Origin of the sequence: Dyella sp. GSA-30 (assembly GCF_027924605.1) — a bacterium.
In the GTDB taxonomy this organism is placed as follows: Bacteria; Pseudomonadota; Gammaproteobacteria; order Xanthomonadales; family Rhodanobacteraceae; genus GSA-30.
This window is the reverse complement of the sequence record NZ_AP027042.1, coordinates 544,654-561,355: the sequence shown is the minus strand read 5'-3', so window position 1 is coordinate 561,355 and position 16,702 is coordinate 544,654. Positions and strand designations below refer to the sequence as shown.

Below are 16,702 nucleotides of genomic sequence, written 5' to 3'. Positions count from 1 at the left end.
GCTGCGCGGGAGCTAGTCGGCCGAGGGGTCCATGGGGACCAGCAGCCCGCGTTTGAGTGTGCCCAATGCCACGCGCGTCTGGAAACGCCGGACATTCGCGTTCTGCGTGACCATTCTTTGCATCACCGCTTCGAAATCTTCCACATCGCGCGCGACGACGATGAGCACATAGTCGCCCGCGCCGGTGACGTACCAGGCTTCCTGGATCAGCGGTTCGGTGGCGATCCATTGCTTGAGACTGGCCAGCAGCTCGGGCCGCTCCCGCTCGACTTCGACATCCACGATCATGGTCAGGGGATGACCGACGCTTTTGGGATCGACCACGGCAACCTCGGCCGTGATGATGGCTTCCTCGCGCATCCGGGCAATGCGTCGTTGCACCGCCGAAGCAGAGAGGCCGATCTCGGCGCCGATCAGCTCGGCAGGGCGGCGCGTGTCGTTCTGGACGATGGCCAGGATACGCCGGTCAAGTTTGTCGAGGTCCATGGGCATCTGTGCGTGCAGCCTGCTCAGGTCGCGGGAAAATCGCGTGTTGGAGTAAATAGTCGCGGACTAGCCGCGTCACGGTTCCCTAGCATAGGCCATACCCCGCAGCGAGTTGGAACGCGTTATCCATGAAGCTCTTGTACCAGTCGCATTCACCCTATGCGCGCAAAGTCCTGGTCGCCGCCCATGAGATGGGGCTGGCCGGGCAATTGGAAGTGATTCACCACGAAACCAGCCCGACGCTCCGGAACGAGGAAGTGTTTGCGCTCAATCCATTGGGCAAGGTGCCCGTGCTGATCTGCGACGACCAGACCGTACTGTTCGACTCCAGCGTGATCTGCGAATACCTGGATGGCTTGCAGCAAGGGCTAAAACTCTTTCCGGCGTCGTCCGCGCAGCGTTTCATAGCGCTTCGCAATCAGGCGGTTGCCATGGGCATCGCCGACGCCGGTATCGCAGTTCGTTGGGAGACCGACCGTCGCCCGGAGGCGGTTCGCTGGGCTCCGCTGCGTGAAGGCTATCGGCAAAAGATCGTTGCAGCGTGCGATTTTCTAGAAGCGACGGTCGAGCAGGACAGGGAGCCCGATATCGGCGACATCGCATTAGCTACCGCATTGAGCTGGATAGCGTTTCGGCAGGTCTACGACTTCGAGGTGGGGCGGCCGCGATTGCAGTCCTGGTATCGGCAGATGAGTATGCGCCCATCGATGATGGCCACGCCGTTTGAGGGCGATACGGTCGACGAGGCTCCGGTTGCTTATCCGATATCAGGAGCATCCGATGCCTTGGCTCTGGCGTGATTTATTGTTTCTTGTCGGTGCGGTCGCGACTGAAGTCGCTCCTACAAGCTAGCCGTGCTTGCCTGAATTTGTAGGAGCGACTTCAGTGGCGACCGACCCTTGCGCTATCAATGATATCGAACTAGGATGCTAGCATCCTAGCAAAGGTTTCACGGCGAATGGCAGACACCGTCAAGCAATTCAACGTGTACTTGCCCACCGAACTGGTTCGCGAGGTGAAGCATCACGCGGTTGAAACCGAGCAATCGCTATCGGCGATCGTTGCCGCCGCATTGCGCGCTTATCTCGACGCCCAACAGCGAAAGCGGAGGTAGCATGAAGACCAACGGTATCGATGGCATCCTCATCGAAACGCATAACTGGGGCAAAACCGTCGCGTTCTGGCAGGACCTCGGTTATGAACTCGAATTCGAGACCGACCATCATTCCGGTCGCCTGCGTCATCCCCACGGCGGTCCCTACATTTTTGTGGCGGAGCGCCCGAGCGATCACGTGCTGCAAGTCGTGCTTGGCGTTGCGATCGACGACGCGGAGCAATTCACGCCGCCGCGCAGCGGTACGGTAACCCAGCCCTTTGAGAAACAGCATTGGCCCGCGCTGCAGATGTTGTTGAACGATCCCGATGGACGTCAGCTTGCGGTAGAAGCCCCGTTACCGCCGAACCTCTGATACCGAAGATCGCAACACGATCGCTGAGAAGATCCCCATGAGTGACGACCAAGACCTGAAGCCGGAAGGCACCGCCGCGCGCGTTGCGCTATGGCGTGCGATGCATGTCGAGGCCGATGCTGCGCCGCATGTCTTCGAAGACACCGTTGGCCTTCGGTTGATCGATCCACTCAATGATTGGCGGCAGCGTCCGGATATGAATCTTGCAGGGACGGCGGGTTACCGGGCGGGTGTGGTGGGCCGGGCGCGCTTCATCGAAGACCTGGTTACGGAACAGGTCGGTCTTGGCGTCAGCCAGTATGTGCTTCTCGGTGCGGGCCTGGACACATTCGCTCAGCGTCGAGTCGAGATTGCTTCGCGCATGCGCGTTTTCGAAGTCGACCAGCCCGGTCCGCAAGCATGGAAACGGCGTCGCCTTGCCGAGCTTGGGTTCGGCATTCCTGAGTGGCTGAAGCTGGTATCGGTCGATTTCGAGGCCGGGCAGTCGTGGTGGAATGAACTGCTGCGTGCGGGCTTCGATCCGTCCAAGCCGGCGGTGGTGGCTTCCACAGGCGTCTCCATGTACCTCCGGCGGGACGCGAATATCGCATTGCTGCGACAGGTCGCCCAGCTTGCGCCGGCATCCACGCTGGCCATGACGTTCCTGCTGCCGCTGGACCTGATCGATGCGAAAGAGCGTCCTCAGCACCAGGCGCTACATGAGCGTGCACGTGCCGCCGGCACGCCCTTTCTCAGCTTCTTCAAGCCGATGGAGATGCTGGCGCTGGCAAACGAGGCGGGTTTTCGGCAGGCCACTCACGTCTCCACTGCGGATCTGGTCCAGCGCTATTTTGCCGATCGAGCCGATGGTCTGAAGCCTGCTCACGGCGAATCGTTCCTGGTCGCCGTAAGTTAAGTAGAGACGCGGGTAACGCGTCACTCGTCGGCAGGCCAGCGCAAGGCGCCGTTGCCTTTGTCGGCAAGACAATCGGCCGGATTGCTCAGCCTGCAACGCTGCAACGAAAGGCAGCCACAGCCGATGCAGTCGCTGAGCTGGTCACGCAAGGCCAGCAATTGAGCCACGCGTGCATCAAGCGTGTGTCGCCACGCACGTGACAGACGTATCCAGTCCGCGCGTGTGGGCGTACGCGAATCGGGCAGCTGAGCCAACGCGTCCTGAATGTCCCGTAGCGAAAGGCCAACGCGCTGGGCGATGCGAATCAGGGCAATCCGCCGCAGCACGTCGCGCGTGTAGCGGCGCTGATTTCCGGCATTGCGCATGCTGCGGATCAACCCGCGTGACTCGTAGAAATGCAGCGCCGATACGGCCACGCCGCTTCGCCTGGCGAGTTCACCCACGCTGAGTTCGGAGGAGGGCATGGCTTGACCTCAAGTTAACTTGAGGGTTTAGCCTGAGACAACCCTCATTTGAAGTCAAACCGCATGGATATCGATGTTGCACAAGTCTCGCCGACGGGTTCCCAGGACAGGCGAAGCCCGTCCAAGAATGGCGTAAGCAGGGACGAAAGCGTTTTATCGCCACGTTATCGGGCCGCGACCATCGGCATGGTTGCTCTGGTTGCGCTCGGTGCTTTTGAATCCCTGGCCGTAGCCACCGCGATGCCGACCGTCGCCGCCGCTCTGGACGGCGTATCGCTTTACACGCTCAGTTTTGCAGGTGCGCTCGCCGCCAACATCGTCGGCATGGTCGCGGCCGGACGCTGGAGTGACGTGCGCGGACCGATACCACCGCTATGGATAGGCGTTGCGCTGTTCATGGCCGGATTACTTGTCAGTGGCTGGGCGCAGGACATGACCTGGTTCTTGTGGGGCCGTATCGTGCAGGGTGTTGGGTCGGGCGCCATATCGGTCGTGCTTTACGTCATCGCTGCCAGGACGTATCCGGAGCGATTGCAGCCGAAGATATTTGGCGCGTTCTCGGCAGGCTGGGTAATCCCTTCCCTGATCGGCCCCACCTTGACCGGCGTCATCGTCGAGCATGTCGGTTGGCGGTGGGTTTTTCTGGCGGTTCCCTTGTTGGCGCTGCCCGCTGCACTGATGATGCGTCCTGGCATGCGCTCGCTCGCATCGGTTGGTCGCAAGCCGCTGACCGGCGTACCTCGTCTGTTCGATGCGCGCGTCGCCTGGGCCTGCGGCGCGGCGATCGGCGTCTGTCTTCTGCATCTGGCCAGCGAACCGTCAGGGCATGGTCATGCGTTGTTGACGGTGGTTGCACTGATCATGTTGTTTGTATCGGCCCAACGCCTGTTGCCGAAAGGATCGCTGCGGGCCCGGCCCGGGGTAGCCGGCGTGATTGCGTTACGTGCGATCGCCGGTGCGGTGTTCTTTGGCACAGAGGCGTTCATTCCTTTGTTGCTGTCCCGCGAATACGGCTTGTCGCCGGTCTGGGCGGGAGCGGTGTTGATGATTGGCGCGCTAGGCTGGTCACTGGGCTCGTGGTATCAGGGGAATACCCAGCAAACCCAGGCGCGTAACGGGCTGCTGCGCAAAGGCATGAGCCTGATGATTGCCGGCGTGCTGATCTTGAGCACGGCCATCGCGGTCATACATGCGTACCCCATGGAACAAGCAAGTCTTGTCGCTATCGGCGGGGCGCTGGTCGCGTGGGCGCTGACCGGTGCCGGCATGGGATTGGTCTACCCCAGCCTTTCCGTCTTGCTGCTGGCCTACAGCGCACCCGACGAAGTAGGCAACAACAGTTCGGCGCTCAGGCTTGCCGACGCACTCGGTGTTGCCGGCGTGCTGGCATTGGATGGGGCGATCTTTGCCCGGCTGCTGTCGCACGCGCCATCGATGGCCTATCTGGCGGTTTTCTCGCTCAGTGCCGTGTTGGCTGTGCTTGGGCTTGCTCTGACGCGAAGGACGGTCGCGACTGAGGTCGCTCCTACAAACTAGCTGTGCTCTGCTGAAAGTGTAGGGGCGACTCCAGGGAACCCGAGTAGCCTCCTACTCGTCATTCCGGCGTAGGCCGGAACCCAGTGGCGTCATCATGAGGTTCTCGCGAAAAGCCCTGAGTGCGCTCGTAAAAACAAGAACCGAGGCCACTGGGTCCCGGCCTGCGCCGGGATGACGATAGGGAAACCTTCATCGTGATGTCGTCCATCATCACGATGCAAGCGTTATCAACGGTGCTTCTTACCGGCAGAAGTCTCGCTCCAACTAGACAACCTGTTACAACGAAGCCGACTCACGCCACAGGTCGGTGCCACCTTCCGTCGCGTACTTATCGATCTCAGCCAATTCATCGGCGGAAAAATCGAGCCGCTTGACGGCATCGAGCGAATTGTCGAGCTGCTCCACCGTGCGTGCGCCGATCAGCGATGAGGTGACGCGCGGGTCGCGCAAGGTCCAGGCGATGGCCATTTGGGCAAGCGTCTGCCCGCGACGTTCGGCCAGCGCATTCAATGCGCGAATGTGCTGGAGATTGGCCTCGCTCAGCATGTCCTTGCCGAGCGAACCACCGCGCGCCGCGCGTGCATCGGCCGGAACGCCGTTGAGATATTTCGACGTAAGCATGCCCTGCGCCAGTGGCGAGAAGGCGATGCAGCCGGTGCCCAGGTCTTCGAGCGTGTCGAGCAGGCCGTTTTCGATCCAGCGATTGAGCATCGAATAATTCGGCTGATGGATAAACAACGGTACGCGCTCCTCGGCAAGGATGGCCGCCGCCTTGCGGGTCAGCTCGGGCGAGTAGCTGGAAATGCCGACATACAGTGCCTTGCCCTGGCGATGCAGGTGCGCAAGCGCGCCCATGGTTTCTTCCAGTGGCGTGGTGGCGTCGACGCGATGTGAATAAAAAATGTCCACATAGTCCAGCCCCATGCGCTTGAGCGACTGGTCGAGACTGGCGATCAGGTATTTCCGGCTGCCACCGATGCCGCCATAAGGGCCAGGCCACATATCCCAGCCTGCCTTGGTCGAGATAATCAATTCGTCACGATAGGGCGCGAAGTCGCCGGCCATGACGCGACCGAAATTTTCTTCCGCCGAACCGTAGGGCGGGCCGTAGTTGTTGGCCAGGTCGAAATGGGTCACGCCACGGTCGAATGCGCGTCGCAAGATCGCACGACCGGTCTCGAAGACGTCCGCGCCGCCGAAGTTCTGCCACAAACCCAGCGAGATAGCCGGCAGATCGATGCCGCTCCTGCCGCAGCGGCGATAAGGCATGGCGTGGTCATAACGGTCGGGGGCGGCTTGGTAAGGCACGAGGCGGGTCTCCAGGCATAGGGGGTGGGGGATTGGCCAAGTTTAGGCGAGGGGAGGCATTTGCGGACGGCGCGCCGGTATAGGAATATCGGGAGATAGCATTTTCCACGGAGGCCTCACTCCGTGTGTGACATCGCAGTTTCCGCCAGGTTTCGGGGGCATGATTAGGCGATGTCGACGTTGTTGCGCATACCGCCGTTGTGCTTAGGGATGTCCGATCTCGAAGGGGTAGCCGAATGAGTGGTTTTTCACGAGGGAACGTGTGGCTACAGCATGCGGCGGTGGCTGTCGCCTATGCGCTCGGCTATGCGTTGCTCAGGCAGCTTTCCTGGTCGCACTGGGTTCTGTTTGCCGGTTATCGGTTATCCGTGTTGATGCTGACCCCCTACCGCTACTGGCCCGCGCTGATCGTGGGCGAGCTGGTGCCGGTGGGTTACACCAGCCTCTCGTGCCTGGAAACCTTCGGCTGGCTTTGGTCCAGCGTCATGATGGTGCCCCCTATCGCGCTGGCGATGCCGCCGGTGAAGTTCTGCCGGGAGCGCCTGGGGATGGTGCCTGCAAAAGGGCAGGTGCCGATGGGTGTTGTCCTGTCGTGCACCCTGGTCGTGTCCGGGGTGTGGACCCTGGCCAATGCGGCTGCGCTTTCCGTGGCGCTTTTGCCGGCGAATGCGCCCGCGATCGATTACGGCGTCGAAATCTCGCGCTGGTTCGTGGGTAACTTTCTCGGCATTTTGACCGTCGTGCCGCTGGTGCTGCTGGTTCGAAGCCGGTGGTCCAGACGCGCCAGCACCCCATGGGCGATCTTCTTGCAGGTCATGCAATGCCGTCTGGTCCTGGAGACCGCAGGCTTGCTGGTGCCCGCCCTGGCCTTGCTTGTGTGGATCGGCCTGGACGCCCGAAGCGAGGGTTCTCGCCAGGTCGCCCAGATGTTGATGTTCCTGCCGGTCGTCGCGCTCGCGCTTCGTCATGGCTGGCATGGCGCCGCGATCGGCGGCACCGTCGCCAGCTTCTGCATCGTGCTGACGATGCAGAAGCACTACGACACGACGACCTTGCAGTCGGAAGTCTTCGTGGCATTCGCGATCAGCTCGATGTTGCTGTTCGGAAGTCGGATCGCGGCACTGCATTGGGCGGACAAACAACAAGCCCACACGAGCGACCCATCGATCGAGCTGGCGCTGAGAATCCAGGCCCAGGCGGAGGAACAGTTTCGTCAGGCTGCGCAAGCCATCGAGCTGGTGAGCGAGTCGGTGCACGAGACCGAAGAGGTGATGTTCGAACATCTGCGCCAGCTCTGGCCGGCAGTGGACACGCGAGCATTACGGCGCCGCACAACGCTGTCCCGGGAGCAACTGTTCCAGGTCGTCGACGGACTGCATCCGGTGACATTGCGAGAACAGGGACTGGTCGCCGCACTCCGCCATGGCGGCGTGGCCCGCGCGCTGGATACCCACCGCATCGGTTACTGGGTGCACGCCCACGGCAACACCCAGCAGCTGTCCAAATCCCTGCAACTGGCGCTGCATCGCATCGTTTACGAGGCGGTCAATCACTTGTGCGCAAGCCATGGCGTCAGTGACCTGACGGTTCGGATTCGCGGCGGCCAGTTCGGCGATCGGCGATGGGTCGTCGTACGGGTGGATGCGCTCTTCGCCAGCGACCCCGCGCAGCGCATCCACGGTGGTCCCTTGCTTTATCGTCTGGGAGCCACCGGGCTGGGCATCGATGCCATCAAGGATCGTGTTGCGCTCTACGACGGAAAAGTCCGTGTGCGTACGACTGAGCACGGGGAGCTGATCAGCCTGATGTTGTATGAGGCCGGCGTTGCGCCGGAACGGACCAGGGTGGTGCGTGTGAATCAACAACCCAACACCACCCCGGCGTTCCTCACTTTGCGTTGAGGTGCGTGCTGCATTCCACCGGGTTGGTGCAGGTGGAGGCTTTCAGAAGTGTGGTTCCGTTGGATTGCGTGGCGGCTGTCACGCTCACGGAACTGTCCTGGTAAACCGTGACGCCGGGCGATGACGTCGATGCGGCCGTGGCCGGAACATCCTGCGGCGTCTGCAGATTGGCCGCTTCACGCCCCATGGGCAGCGGCAGGAACGTGCCGTTCGCGGTAGCGAAGGCGGCAAGGACGTTGCCGGCGTTATCGTTGATCTGCACGTATTTCACGCCCCCCTTGACCCAGGCATAGGCATGGAACCCGGGTGTGCGGCTGACATCCTGGGCGTCGGCGGGCCACGCGCTACCCAGGCCGGAGGCGGGTTGCTGCTGGGCCATCGCCGGGCCGGCCAGCGTGACGGCCATCAGTCCGATGAACAGGGCGGGCCGAACGGCAAATGCTTTCTTCAACATGGGTGTATTCCCCTTCGGTTATCGTGATAGTCAATCGAATGTATCACCGTTGCCGAAGGGCAAAATGTGTCATGGACCAGGATGATTGGCTCTACGCGCCTTGCCGGAAAGGCTTATGGCTGCTCACGATACGCATGGCTTGTGGCGCCTGATACACCCATGTCTCCGGGTCCCGGGGGTCTGGCACGCGCATGCCGCCGGAATGCAGGCTTAATCGATCCGACCATTGCCCCTGGGTCTGCGGCAGGCGCGGTCACCATAACCGTATAAAATGGTCGTCTTTTGACCAGCCCAATCGTGCAGAACCCTCAACGGACGACTGTCCGTGGCCCGACGTTCATTCGTTTGCTTGCTCGTCTGGCGAACGTCGACGCCCCACAATCGAGTCCCTCGCTGCCGGACCGGCTCAGCCAATGGCTCAGCTGGGCCCACGCCATTGCGCTGTCCACCGCGCTGGACAGCGGGCCGTCCGCGATGAATGCCGGTGCGCCAATCTTCGATAGTGCGGCGGAGGAGGAGTGTGCCCGCGTGCATGGCGCGCTGGTCCAGGCCATTGCTGGCGACCGTAACGTGGGGCTCGCTGGTGCCGCGGTCGATTACAAGGTTTTTCGCCAGCGTTACCTCACCCGGCAGCGGGCCATGATGGCGGCTACGGGCAATCTGCGTGGCCGGCTGCGCGACATGCTTGCGCAGACATCGGTGGAGATGGCGCGTCTGGCTGAGGTAGATGCCGTCATGGAGCTCGCACTGAGTCCGCGTGAGCAGCAGCTACTGGCGACCGTGCCTGCGCTGCTCGGGGAGCACTTCGAACGCCTGCGCCAGGCCGAGCAGACGTTGGATACCGCAACGCCCGGCGCATGGCTGGACGTGTTTCGCAACGACATGCAGAGCGTGTTGCTCGCCGAACTGGACGTTCGTTTTCAACCGGTCGAAGGCCTGCTTGCAGCGCTTCGCACCAGCTAACTGGGAAGTCATGTTTAGAAATCTTCTGAATCTCACGGTGTTCTTGATCGGCTTTGTCGCCGTGTGCTGGATCGGCGTGGGCTATGTGGGCTCCAATCCGCTCGGTGCGGCCGTCGCCTTATTGATCGGCGCCTGCTATCTGGCGGGCGCGCTCGAGCTGTATCGGTATCGTGAGGCTACAGCGACGCTACAGCACGCCGTGATGGACCTTTCCGCGGCACCGTCCAGCCTCGGCGCATGGCTCGACCGCTTGCATCCGAGCCTGCGCAACGCAGTGCGTCTGCGCGCCGAGGGTGAGCGCGTGGCATTGCCGGCGCCGGCACTGACGCCTTACCTGGTGGGCTTGTTGGTCTTGCTGGGCATGCTCGGCACGTTGCTGGGCATGATGGCGACGCTGCGGGGCACTGGCATGGCACTGGAAAGCGCGACGGATCTGCAGGCGATCCGTGGGTCGCTCGCCGCACCGGTCAAGGGCCTGGGCTTTGCGTTCGGCACGTCGATCGCAGGCGTGGCCAGCTCGGCGATGCTCGGTCTGCTCTCGGCGCTTTGCCGGCGCGAGCGGCTCGCGGCGGTACAGCTGCTGGACGCGAAGATCGCCTCGACTTTGCGCATCTACTCGCAGGCCTACCAGCGTGAGCAGGCATTCAAACTTCTGCAGCAGCAGACCGAGTTGATGCCCGCGCTGATCGATCGGCTACAGACGATGATGACGACCATCGAGCAGCACAGCATGGCCACGAGCGAGCGACAGCTGGCCAGCCATCAAGCGCTTCATGCCACGACCGAGTCCATCTATACGCGGCTGGCCGCGTCGGTGGACCAATCGCTGAAAGAGAGCGCTGCCGAAAGCGCGCGCGCGACCGGCGCGGTACTGCAACCGGTCGTCGAATCCACGATGGCAGGTCTCGTACGCGAAACAGCATCACTGCACGACACTGTCACGCAAGCCGTAAAGCAACAACTGCAAGATCTGTCGACGGGCTTCGAAACGGCGACCGCCACGGTAGCGGATATCTGGAAGAACGCGCTGGCTCAGCACGAGCGATCGAACGAAGCGCTTGCCAAGGATCTGCGTAGCTCGCATCAACATTTCACCGAGACTTTCGAGCAGCGCTCGGCCGGTCTGCTGGAAAATGTTTCGGCCCATCTCGATGCGACGGTCGGCAGCGTCGCGGATGCGTGGACCAGGGCGCTATCGCAGCAGGAAGCGGTCAACGAAGGCCTGGCTGCCCGCAATCAGCAGGCCATGGCCGCCGCCGGGACAACCTTCGAGGAGCACGCGACATCGTTGGTCCGCGTGATGCACCAGTCGCATACGGACTTGCAGGCAACGCTCGAATCCAGAGACCAGGAGCGGCTCACCAGCTGGGCAACGACGCTCGACGCGATGACCGGCGCGTTGAGCAAAAACTGGGAACAGGCAGGCGAGCATGCGGCGAGCCGGCAGCAGGCGATCTGCGACACGCTTGCAAGCACCGCCCACGATATCTCGGCACAGACGCAGGCGCACGCCCGCGACACCATCGCGGAAATTTCCCGCCTCGTGGAGGCTGCATCGGAAGCGCCCAAGGTGGCGGCCGAAGTCGTCGGCGAACTGCGCCAGAAACTCTCCGACAGTATGGTTCGCGATACCGCCATGCTGGACGAACGCAGTCGTCTGCTGGCGACGCTCGAAACCCTGCTCGATGCCGTGAACCACGCGTCCACCGAGCAGCGAGTCGCCGTCGATGCCTTGGTCACCACATCGGCTGATTTGCTCGATCGTGTCAGCACACGGTTCACCGATCACATCGAGGCCGAAACCGGCAAGCTCGGCGCGGTCTCTGCCCAGGTCACCAGTAGCGCGATCGAAGTGGCGAGCCTGGGCGAGGCATTCGGCGTGGCCGTACAGCAGCTGGGCAAGTCGAACGACGGCTTGATGGACCGCCTGCAGCACGTCGCCACCGCGCTCGATGCATCGCTCGCCCGTAGCGACGAACAGCTGGCGTACTACGTGGCGCAGGCGAAGGAAGTGATCGACCTGAGCATGCTTTCGCAGAAACAGATTATCGAAGACATGCAACGACTCGCCGATCAGCGCGCCTCCGCCGGCGTCGAGCCGGCATGAGCGACGACATCGAAGTCGACACCGAATCGACAGCACCGATCTGGGCCGCGTTCGGCGACCTGATGTCGGTGTTGCTCGGCGTGTTCGTGCTGATTCTTGTCGGCGTGATCGGCGTGCAGTTGCAACTCTCCAACCGGCTGGACGAAGAGGTCAAGCAGCGGCAGGCCGAAGCGCAACGCCGCATGACCCTGGAGCAGGCGTTGGCGGCACCGCTTGCGCAGGGCCGTGTGACGCTGATCAATGGGCGCATCGGCATCCGCGGCAGCGTGCTGTTCGCCTTGAACTCCGATCAGCTCCAACCCGAAGGGCTGGACGTACTGAAGAGCCTGGCGGGCCCGCTTTCCAACTACCTCAAGTCCCGCGACGAGATCCTGATGGTGAGCGGCTTCACCGACGACCAGCAAGTGCACGATGGCAACCGCCATTTCGCCGACAACTGGGAGCTTTCGGCGCAACGCGCATTGACCGTCACGCGCGCACTGATCGGCGAAGGCGTCCCCGCCTCGTCGGTATTTGCCGCGGCATTTGGCTCACAGCAGCCAGTCAGTTCCAACGCCAACGACGAAGGGCGAGCGAAGAATCGGCGCGTGGAAATCGCGCCCATTCCGAAGCCGTCGGCAACCGATACAAATGCCCATGAGTAAACGCGGCATGGGCGTCCGGGCAACCATCGACGCGTGGCGCGAGCAAGGCGCCGATCGGCTGGATGCCATCCGCTTTCATTACATGGACGCGCTGGAGAAGCGCGCTGCCGGTCATGAGGGCGAGGTGCGGCGTGTGCTGGACGAGAAACTGGCCGTGTTGCTTGACACGTATGCGGCCGATCTGAAAAAAGCCAAAGCACGGAAAGCCGGTAAATCGACATCGCCGGCCGCGCCCGCTCGCGAGACGCTGGGCAGCCTGGTCGAGCACATGACCGGCCACAGCGCCGCATCGTTTCCGGAACTGGCGGCGCTCGACACGTTTCGAAACATCTGGTCCAAGCTCCGCAGCGAGAACCAGTTGCGGCAGGCGCTCGATCATTTGCCGACAAACGCCGGGCCGCTCAACTCAAGCGCTCTCGTGCACCGATCGATCGTGCTGATGCGCGAGCTTTCGCCCGGATATCTCCAGCAGTTTCTATCCTATGCAGACGCCTTGTCATGGATGGAGCAGATGAATGACACCGTCGCTCTGGCAGCTAAAGATGCTGCCCGGCCGGTGAGCGCCAAGAGAGCGCGCAAAAAATAAAGCGTAGAAGGCGCAAACAACATCAGTTTTCATCGTCGCCCCGGCGAAAGCCGGGACCCAGCGCCTTCAGCACGTTGAAGCGTAAGTCACTAGGCTCCGGCTTTCGCCGGGGCGACGAATAGGAAAGGGTGAGAGTTTCCCCAAAGTTAGCCTGACTTACACAGCCTCACTCGCAACCGCCGTCACCTCGTAATGACGCATCTCCTCGATCCGGCTCACATACGGTCGAATAGCGGCCAGAAAGGGCGGGAACTGCGGACTATGCCGAAACCCCTGCATATGATCATTCGCCGACGTCCAGCGAATGCGCAGAATATATACGCCCGCTTCCTCGATGCAGCGCGTCAGTTCGTAACCCAGGCAATACGAACTAGCGGCGAGATGAGTGGCGGCAGAGGCGTAGTCACGTTCGAAGCCTGCCGAGTCGGCCTCTGGCAGGCGATAGCGGATATATTCGACGATCATGCGTAGAGCGCTCTTCGCTGGGCGGAAGGCCGCATGATGACGCGTGAGCCATCAACGCGATACGCACCAATCGGTAACCGGGAGTGGCGATGGACGTGGAAGAGACAACCACCTATGTGTGTTCGGTAGAGCTTGCCTTGAGCGCGATCGCTGGCAAATGGAAGCCGGCGATTCTGTGGGAGCTTAGTGCTGGCCCGAAGCGCTTCGGTGAATTGCAGGCGACCTTAATCGGCATCTCGCACAAGGTGTTGAGCCAGCAACTGACGCAGCTGCATCGCGACGGCATGGTGGAGCGCGGCGATGCCGGCGGTGATGCGATGGGTTACACGCTGACCACGCTGGGCGGCACACTACGTCCGGCGTTGAATGCGCTGGCTCAATGGGGCAAGGAGCACGGTGCGATGGGGTCGCAGCGCTAGGGAGCTAGCTGGATCGTTGTGATATCAGCTCACAACGATATAAAGCCTGTCGTCTACCAATAATTTGGCAGCTATGCGAAAGAGATCTGCATCGGATCGCAGCCGGGGTCATGTCGCAGCTTTACCCGTCAACTTGACATTCGAACGCCGGGCAAAGCTGAGGATGGCGGATTCTTGTTGCTTGCTAAGCTCGTTGCGTCCGAAGAACCACGCGGCTTGTTTCGTTAGATAGAAAAAGCAGGTTTTCCTGGTGAACTTTATTTGTTTGATCCCGGACCAGGGAACGCGAGTCACCACGAGCCCGCTCTTGCATGTGGCACTCTCTTCGTCAAATGAAAAGACAGGCTGTCCAGTGGATCGAGACCATTGCCTGATCTTCCATGCCTGGATGGCAAATATCAGGGGCAGCATGAATGCGACCCAGACAAGCCCCCCGATCACAGCGAACCATGGGTACCGTTGGTCATAGAACACGTAGGCTATGAGCGCGGTTATGAACGCTATCGACAGATATCCGGATGGAGTGGTAAACCATAACTGAGTGACGACAATGAAGCTTCCAGCGAAGGTTCGTTTCGCGGTGACCGATATGACGTCATTCATTAAATGCCCCTGACCCTGTCCTTGGGAACTATCCGTTTAGATCGCGGACATATCCCACCCTAGCGACTATGAAACCACTCGAGAAATTCTTCCGCAATGCCTTGATCGAGTTCCATGACTGCTTCGGCAATGATCGGTTGCCCCTTCGCTGCCGCGACAGCCGCGAGGGCGCAGCGCATGAAGCCGTCATCCCATGGCCGCTTACTGGCCTCGGCGACCAGTCCAGGTAATCGCGATAGCGCGGATCGGTATGCCCAGAGTAAGTCTTCTGGAACCTGCATGCCCTGACGGGAGCGGCAACATTCGACCCAGGCAGGAAACTGAAAGTAGGTCGCGTCGGCAGTCGTTGGATTATCCGCGAGTGCCGCGACCACGTGAGGGACCGCTGCGAATGAAGCTGGATAGACGTCACCCTGATGTGCGAGAGCGCTCCAGAGTGCGTGCCATGGTTCCGCCTCGGCCGAAGGAAGTTTGTCCAATTGGCGTAACAAGGCCGGAATATCCGAAGCCTTGCCATAAGCATGGGAAAGCTCACCCCACCGTGGATCATCTAAAGCCAGCATGTCTTCCCCTTTTTGTGTCCTGATGTTGAGGTTTCGCCGTGCTTCTTTACCCCCGTTTCTCTTAAAGTCACTGCAATTCCGTCTGCTCCCGCACATACGTCGTCGGCGGCACCCCGACATGCCGGGTGAAAGCAACGCTGAATGTACTGGCGGAACTGTAGCCGACGCGTTGCGCAATATCGGCGATGCCGCCTTCGCTCCGGCGCAACAGGTTCTTTGCCATCGCCATGCGCCAGGCGAGCAGATATTCCATCGGCGCCACGCCCACCGCGCGGTTGAATCGTTCGAAGAATGCCGAGCGGGAAAGCGCAGCCTCTTTCGCCAGTTGTGCGACGGTCCAGGGCTTGGTCGGATGTTCGTGCATCTGTCGTATCGCAGCAGCGAGACGGTTGTCGGCAAGCCCGCGCACAAGGCCTGGCGATGCTGCGGTTCCTGTGGTGGAGCGAAGGGCTTCGATGAGAAGCACTTCGAGCAGACGCGCCAGGATGCCATCACGCGCGGGCCGTCGCTCGCGGGATTCCTCTCCGACAAGTTGCACGATGGTGGTCAGCCTTTTCTCGCCGCGAACGTGCACGAGCTGCGGAAGGAGCGAAACCAACAATGCCGAATCCGGCGAACCGAAGGTGCAGTGACCCAGAAGCAATAGCACGTCGTGCGGCACGTTCGAGATGCCGAGCCTGAACTCGCCATGGAGCAGCTCGACGGGCGTGGTATCGAGCTCTGCCGAAGTCGCCAGGTCGAGGCTGGACATCGCGAAGCCGTACGCTGATGGGATCAGGGCAAAGTCGCCTTGCTCGAGTGTGATCGGCGCGTGCCCATCGACCGCGAGGCGGCAGGAACCGTCGAGGATCACGCAATAGAAAGGCTGCCCGGCTTCCGAGCGGCGAACTCGCCAGGGGCCTGCGCCGCTGACGACTTTCGAGAATTGGGCGCCTGGCTGGAGCAGCGCGACAACCTCGGCTAGCGGGTCGATCATGGCCGGACTCCTGCAAATGAAACTTGGACTTCTGATTGTAGCAAGTCCGGCCTTCGCCCCCTATCGTTTGGGGCCTGCAACGCACCTCTCTGGAGTCCCCATGAAAACCATCCTGATCACCGGATGCTCGTCCGGCTTTGGCCTCGAAACCGCCCGATACTTCCTCGAACGCGATTGGAAAGTCGTCGCCACGATGCGCACGCCGCGCGCGGACGTCCTGCCGCGTTCCGAGCATCTGCGCACACTCGCGCTCGACGTCACCGACCCTGAAAGCATCCGCCAGGCGGTGGATGCCGCGGGGCCGATCGACGTCCTGGTCAACAACGCAGGGATCGGCCTGCTGGGCGCCCTCGAAGGCGTGTCGATGGACACTGCCCGCGAGATCTTCGAAACCAATACGCTCGGCACGATCGCGATGACGCAAGCCGTGCTGCCTCAATTTCGGCAACGCAACGCCGGTGTCGTCGTGAACGTCACATCGAGTGTGACCTTGAAGCCGCTCACGCTGCTTTCCGTCTACACCGCGAGCAAGGCGGCGGTGAACGCCTTTACCGAGTCGCTGGCGCTGGAGCTCCAACCATTCAACATTCGAGTGCGCCTGGTGTTGCCGGGCCGGGCGCCGGAGACGCGCTTCGGCGAAAACGCGCAGCCGCGAATGCAAGGCGGCATCCCTGATGCCTATGCCGACCTTGCGCAGAATGTCTTCGCCCAATGGGCGCAATCGTCCGCGGTCACGCGAGCGTCGGATGTCGCCGAAGCGGTATGGCGGGCCGCGAACGATCCGTCGTGTCCGCTTCGCGTGGCCGCTGGCGCCGACGCGGTGGCTTTGATCGAGTCGCACTAAGTCCAGGAGATCGGGACTC

Annotated in this window: 20 protein-coding genes; 12 read left to right on the top strand and 8 right to left on the bottom strand. The window is 61.6% G+C overall.

Annotated features, from left to right (window positions below; all coding sequences use genetic code 11):
* Positions 1–12 precede the first annotated feature (12 nt).
* Positions 13–486, bottom strand: coding sequence for an Lrp/AsnC family transcriptional regulator (locus QMG46_RS02585; protein ID WP_281850888.1), 474 nt, complete (start codon positions 484–486; stop codon positions 13–15).
* Between the two features lie 128 nt (positions 487–614).
* Between QMG46_RS02585 and QMG46_RS02580 the strand changes: the two genes are divergently transcribed.
* The 4 genes from QMG46_RS02580 (at position 615) to QMG46_RS02565 (ending at position 2,850) form a co-directional block, all read left to right on the top strand.
* Positions 615–1,286 carry a glutathione S-transferase family protein gene (locus QMG46_RS02580; RefSeq protein WP_281850887.1) on the top strand — a complete coding sequence of 224 codons (672 nt, stop codon included), beginning with the start codon at positions 615–617 and terminating at the stop codon, positions 1,284–1,286.
* A gap of 158 nt (positions 1,287–1,444) precedes the next feature.
* On the top strand, positions 1,445–1,600 hold the full coding sequence (locus tag QMG46_RS02575) for an RH3 domain-containing protein (protein WP_281850886.1): 156 nt from the start codon (positions 1,445–1,447) through the stop codon (positions 1,598–1,600).
* Position 1,601: 1 nt separating this feature from the next.
* Positions 1,602–1,955: a hypothetical protein gene (locus QMG46_RS02570; RefSeq protein ID WP_281850885.1), complete on the top strand. Its 354-nt coding sequence runs from the start codon at positions 1,602–1,604 to the stop codon at positions 1,953–1,955.
* 37 nt (positions 1,956–1,992) lie between these two features.
* Positions 1,993–2,850 (top strand): class I SAM-dependent methyltransferase, encoded by an 858-nt coding sequence (locus QMG46_RS02565; RefSeq protein WP_281850884.1) that lies wholly within the window; start codon positions 1,993–1,995, stop codon positions 2,848–2,850.
* A 20-nt stretch (positions 2,851–2,870) separates the two neighbouring features.
* Here QMG46_RS02565 and soxR read toward each other — a convergent pair whose 3' ends face one another.
* A complete protein-coding gene (gene soxR, locus QMG46_RS02560) occupies positions 2,871–3,314 on the bottom strand; it encodes a redox-sensitive transcriptional activator SoxR (RefSeq protein WP_281850883.1) in 444 nt (147 codons plus the stop codon).
* Positions 3,315–3,377: 63 nt separating this feature from the next.
* On the opposite strand from soxR, the gene QMG46_RS02555 reads away from it, so the two are divergent.
* On the top strand, positions 3,378–4,850 hold the full coding sequence (locus tag QMG46_RS02555) for an MFS transporter (protein WP_281850882.1): 1,473 nt from the start codon (positions 3,378–3,380) through the stop codon (positions 4,848–4,850).
* Positions 4,851–5,126: 276 nt separating this feature from the next.
* Here QMG46_RS02555 and mgrA read toward each other — a convergent pair whose 3' ends face one another.
* A complete protein-coding gene (gene mgrA / locus QMG46_RS02550; RefSeq protein WP_281850881.1) occupies positions 5,127–6,158 on the bottom strand; it encodes an L-glyceraldehyde 3-phosphate reductase in 1,032 nt (343 codons plus the stop codon).
* Between the two features lie 236 nt (positions 6,159–6,394).
* Between mgrA and QMG46_RS02545 the strand changes: the two genes are divergently transcribed.
* Positions 6,395–8,059 carry an MASE1 domain-containing protein gene (locus QMG46_RS02545; protein ID WP_281850880.1) on the top strand — a complete coding sequence of 555 codons (1,665 nt, stop codon included), beginning with the start codon at positions 6,395–6,397 and terminating at the stop codon, positions 8,057–8,059.
* Here QMG46_RS02545 and QMG46_RS02540 read toward each other — a convergent pair.
* Positions 8,046–8,513, bottom strand: coding sequence for a hypothetical protein (locus tag QMG46_RS02540; protein WP_281850879.1), 468 nt, complete (start codon positions 8,511–8,513; stop codon positions 8,046–8,048). The genes QMG46_RS02545 and QMG46_RS02540 overlap by 14 nt on opposite strands.
* 294 nt (positions 8,514–8,807) lie before the next feature.
* On the opposite strand from QMG46_RS02540, the gene QMG46_RS02535 reads away from it, so the two are divergent.
* The 4 genes from QMG46_RS02535 to QMG46_RS02520 are packed head-to-tail and all read left to right on the top strand — an operon-like array spanning position 8,808 to position 12,813.
* Positions 8,808–9,476, top strand: coding sequence for a DUF3348 domain-containing protein (locus QMG46_RS02535; RefSeq protein WP_281852793.1), 669 nt, complete (start codon positions 8,808–8,810; stop codon positions 9,474–9,476).
* Positions 9,477–9,486: 10 nt separating this feature from the next.
* Positions 9,487–11,583 (top strand): DUF802 domain-containing protein, encoded by a 2,097-nt coding sequence (locus QMG46_RS02530; protein ID WP_281850878.1) that lies wholly within the window; start codon positions 9,487–9,489, stop codon positions 11,581–11,583.
* Entirely contained in the window at positions 11,580–12,227 is a 648-nt protein-coding gene (locus QMG46_RS02525; RefSeq protein ID WP_281850877.1) for an OmpA family protein, read from the top strand. Before QMG46_RS02530 ends, QMG46_RS02525 begins: the two co-directional genes overlap by 4 nt.
* Positions 12,220–12,813, top strand: coding sequence for a DUF2894 domain-containing protein (locus QMG46_RS02520; RefSeq protein ID WP_281850876.1), 594 nt, complete (start codon positions 12,220–12,222; stop codon positions 12,811–12,813). Before QMG46_RS02525 ends, QMG46_RS02520 begins: the two co-directional genes overlap by 8 nt.
* Before the next feature lie 156 nt (positions 12,814–12,969).
* Here QMG46_RS02520 and QMG46_RS02515 read toward each other — a convergent pair whose 3' ends face one another.
* On the bottom strand, positions 12,970–13,278 hold the full coding sequence (locus tag QMG46_RS02515; protein ID WP_281850874.1) for an antibiotic biosynthesis monooxygenase family protein: 309 nt from the start codon (positions 13,276–13,278) through the stop codon (positions 12,970–12,972).
* 89 nt (positions 13,279–13,367) lie between these two features.
* Here QMG46_RS02515 and QMG46_RS02510 point away from each other — a divergent pair, with 89 nt between their 5' ends.
* Positions 13,368–13,697, top strand: coding sequence for a winged helix-turn-helix transcriptional regulator (locus tag QMG46_RS02510; RefSeq protein WP_281850873.1), 330 nt, complete (start codon positions 13,368–13,370; stop codon positions 13,695–13,697).
* Between the two features lie 108 nt (positions 13,698–13,805).
* Here the strand turns inward: QMG46_RS02510 and QMG46_RS02505 are convergent, their stop codons facing one another.
* The 3 genes from QMG46_RS02505 to QMG46_RS02495 all read right to left on the bottom strand — a co-directional run bounded on the left by QMG46_RS02505 (position 13,806) and on the right by QMG46_RS02495 (position 15,839).
* On the bottom strand, positions 13,806–14,300 hold the full coding sequence (locus tag QMG46_RS02505) for a YcxB family protein (RefSeq protein WP_281850872.1): 495 nt from the start codon (positions 14,298–14,300) through the stop codon (positions 13,806–13,808).
* Positions 14,301–14,359: 59 nt separating this feature from the next.
* The gene (locus tag QMG46_RS02500; protein WP_281850871.1) at positions 14,360–14,863 is read right to left on the bottom strand and encodes a hypothetical protein; all 504 of its coding nucleotides are present in this window, start codon (positions 14,861–14,863) and stop codon (positions 14,360–14,362) included.
* 67 nt (positions 14,864–14,930) lie between these two features.
* Positions 14,931–15,839 (bottom strand): AraC family transcriptional regulator, encoded by a 909-nt coding sequence (locus QMG46_RS02495; protein WP_281850870.1) that lies wholly within the window; start codon positions 15,837–15,839, stop codon positions 14,931–14,933.
* A gap of 100 nt (positions 15,840–15,939) precedes the next feature.
* Between QMG46_RS02495 and QMG46_RS02490 the strand changes: the two genes are divergently transcribed.
* A complete protein-coding gene (locus tag QMG46_RS02490) occupies positions 15,940–16,683 on the top strand; it encodes an SDR family oxidoreductase (RefSeq protein ID WP_281850869.1) in 744 nt (247 codons plus the stop codon).
* Positions 16,684–16,702: the final 19 nt, after the last annotated feature.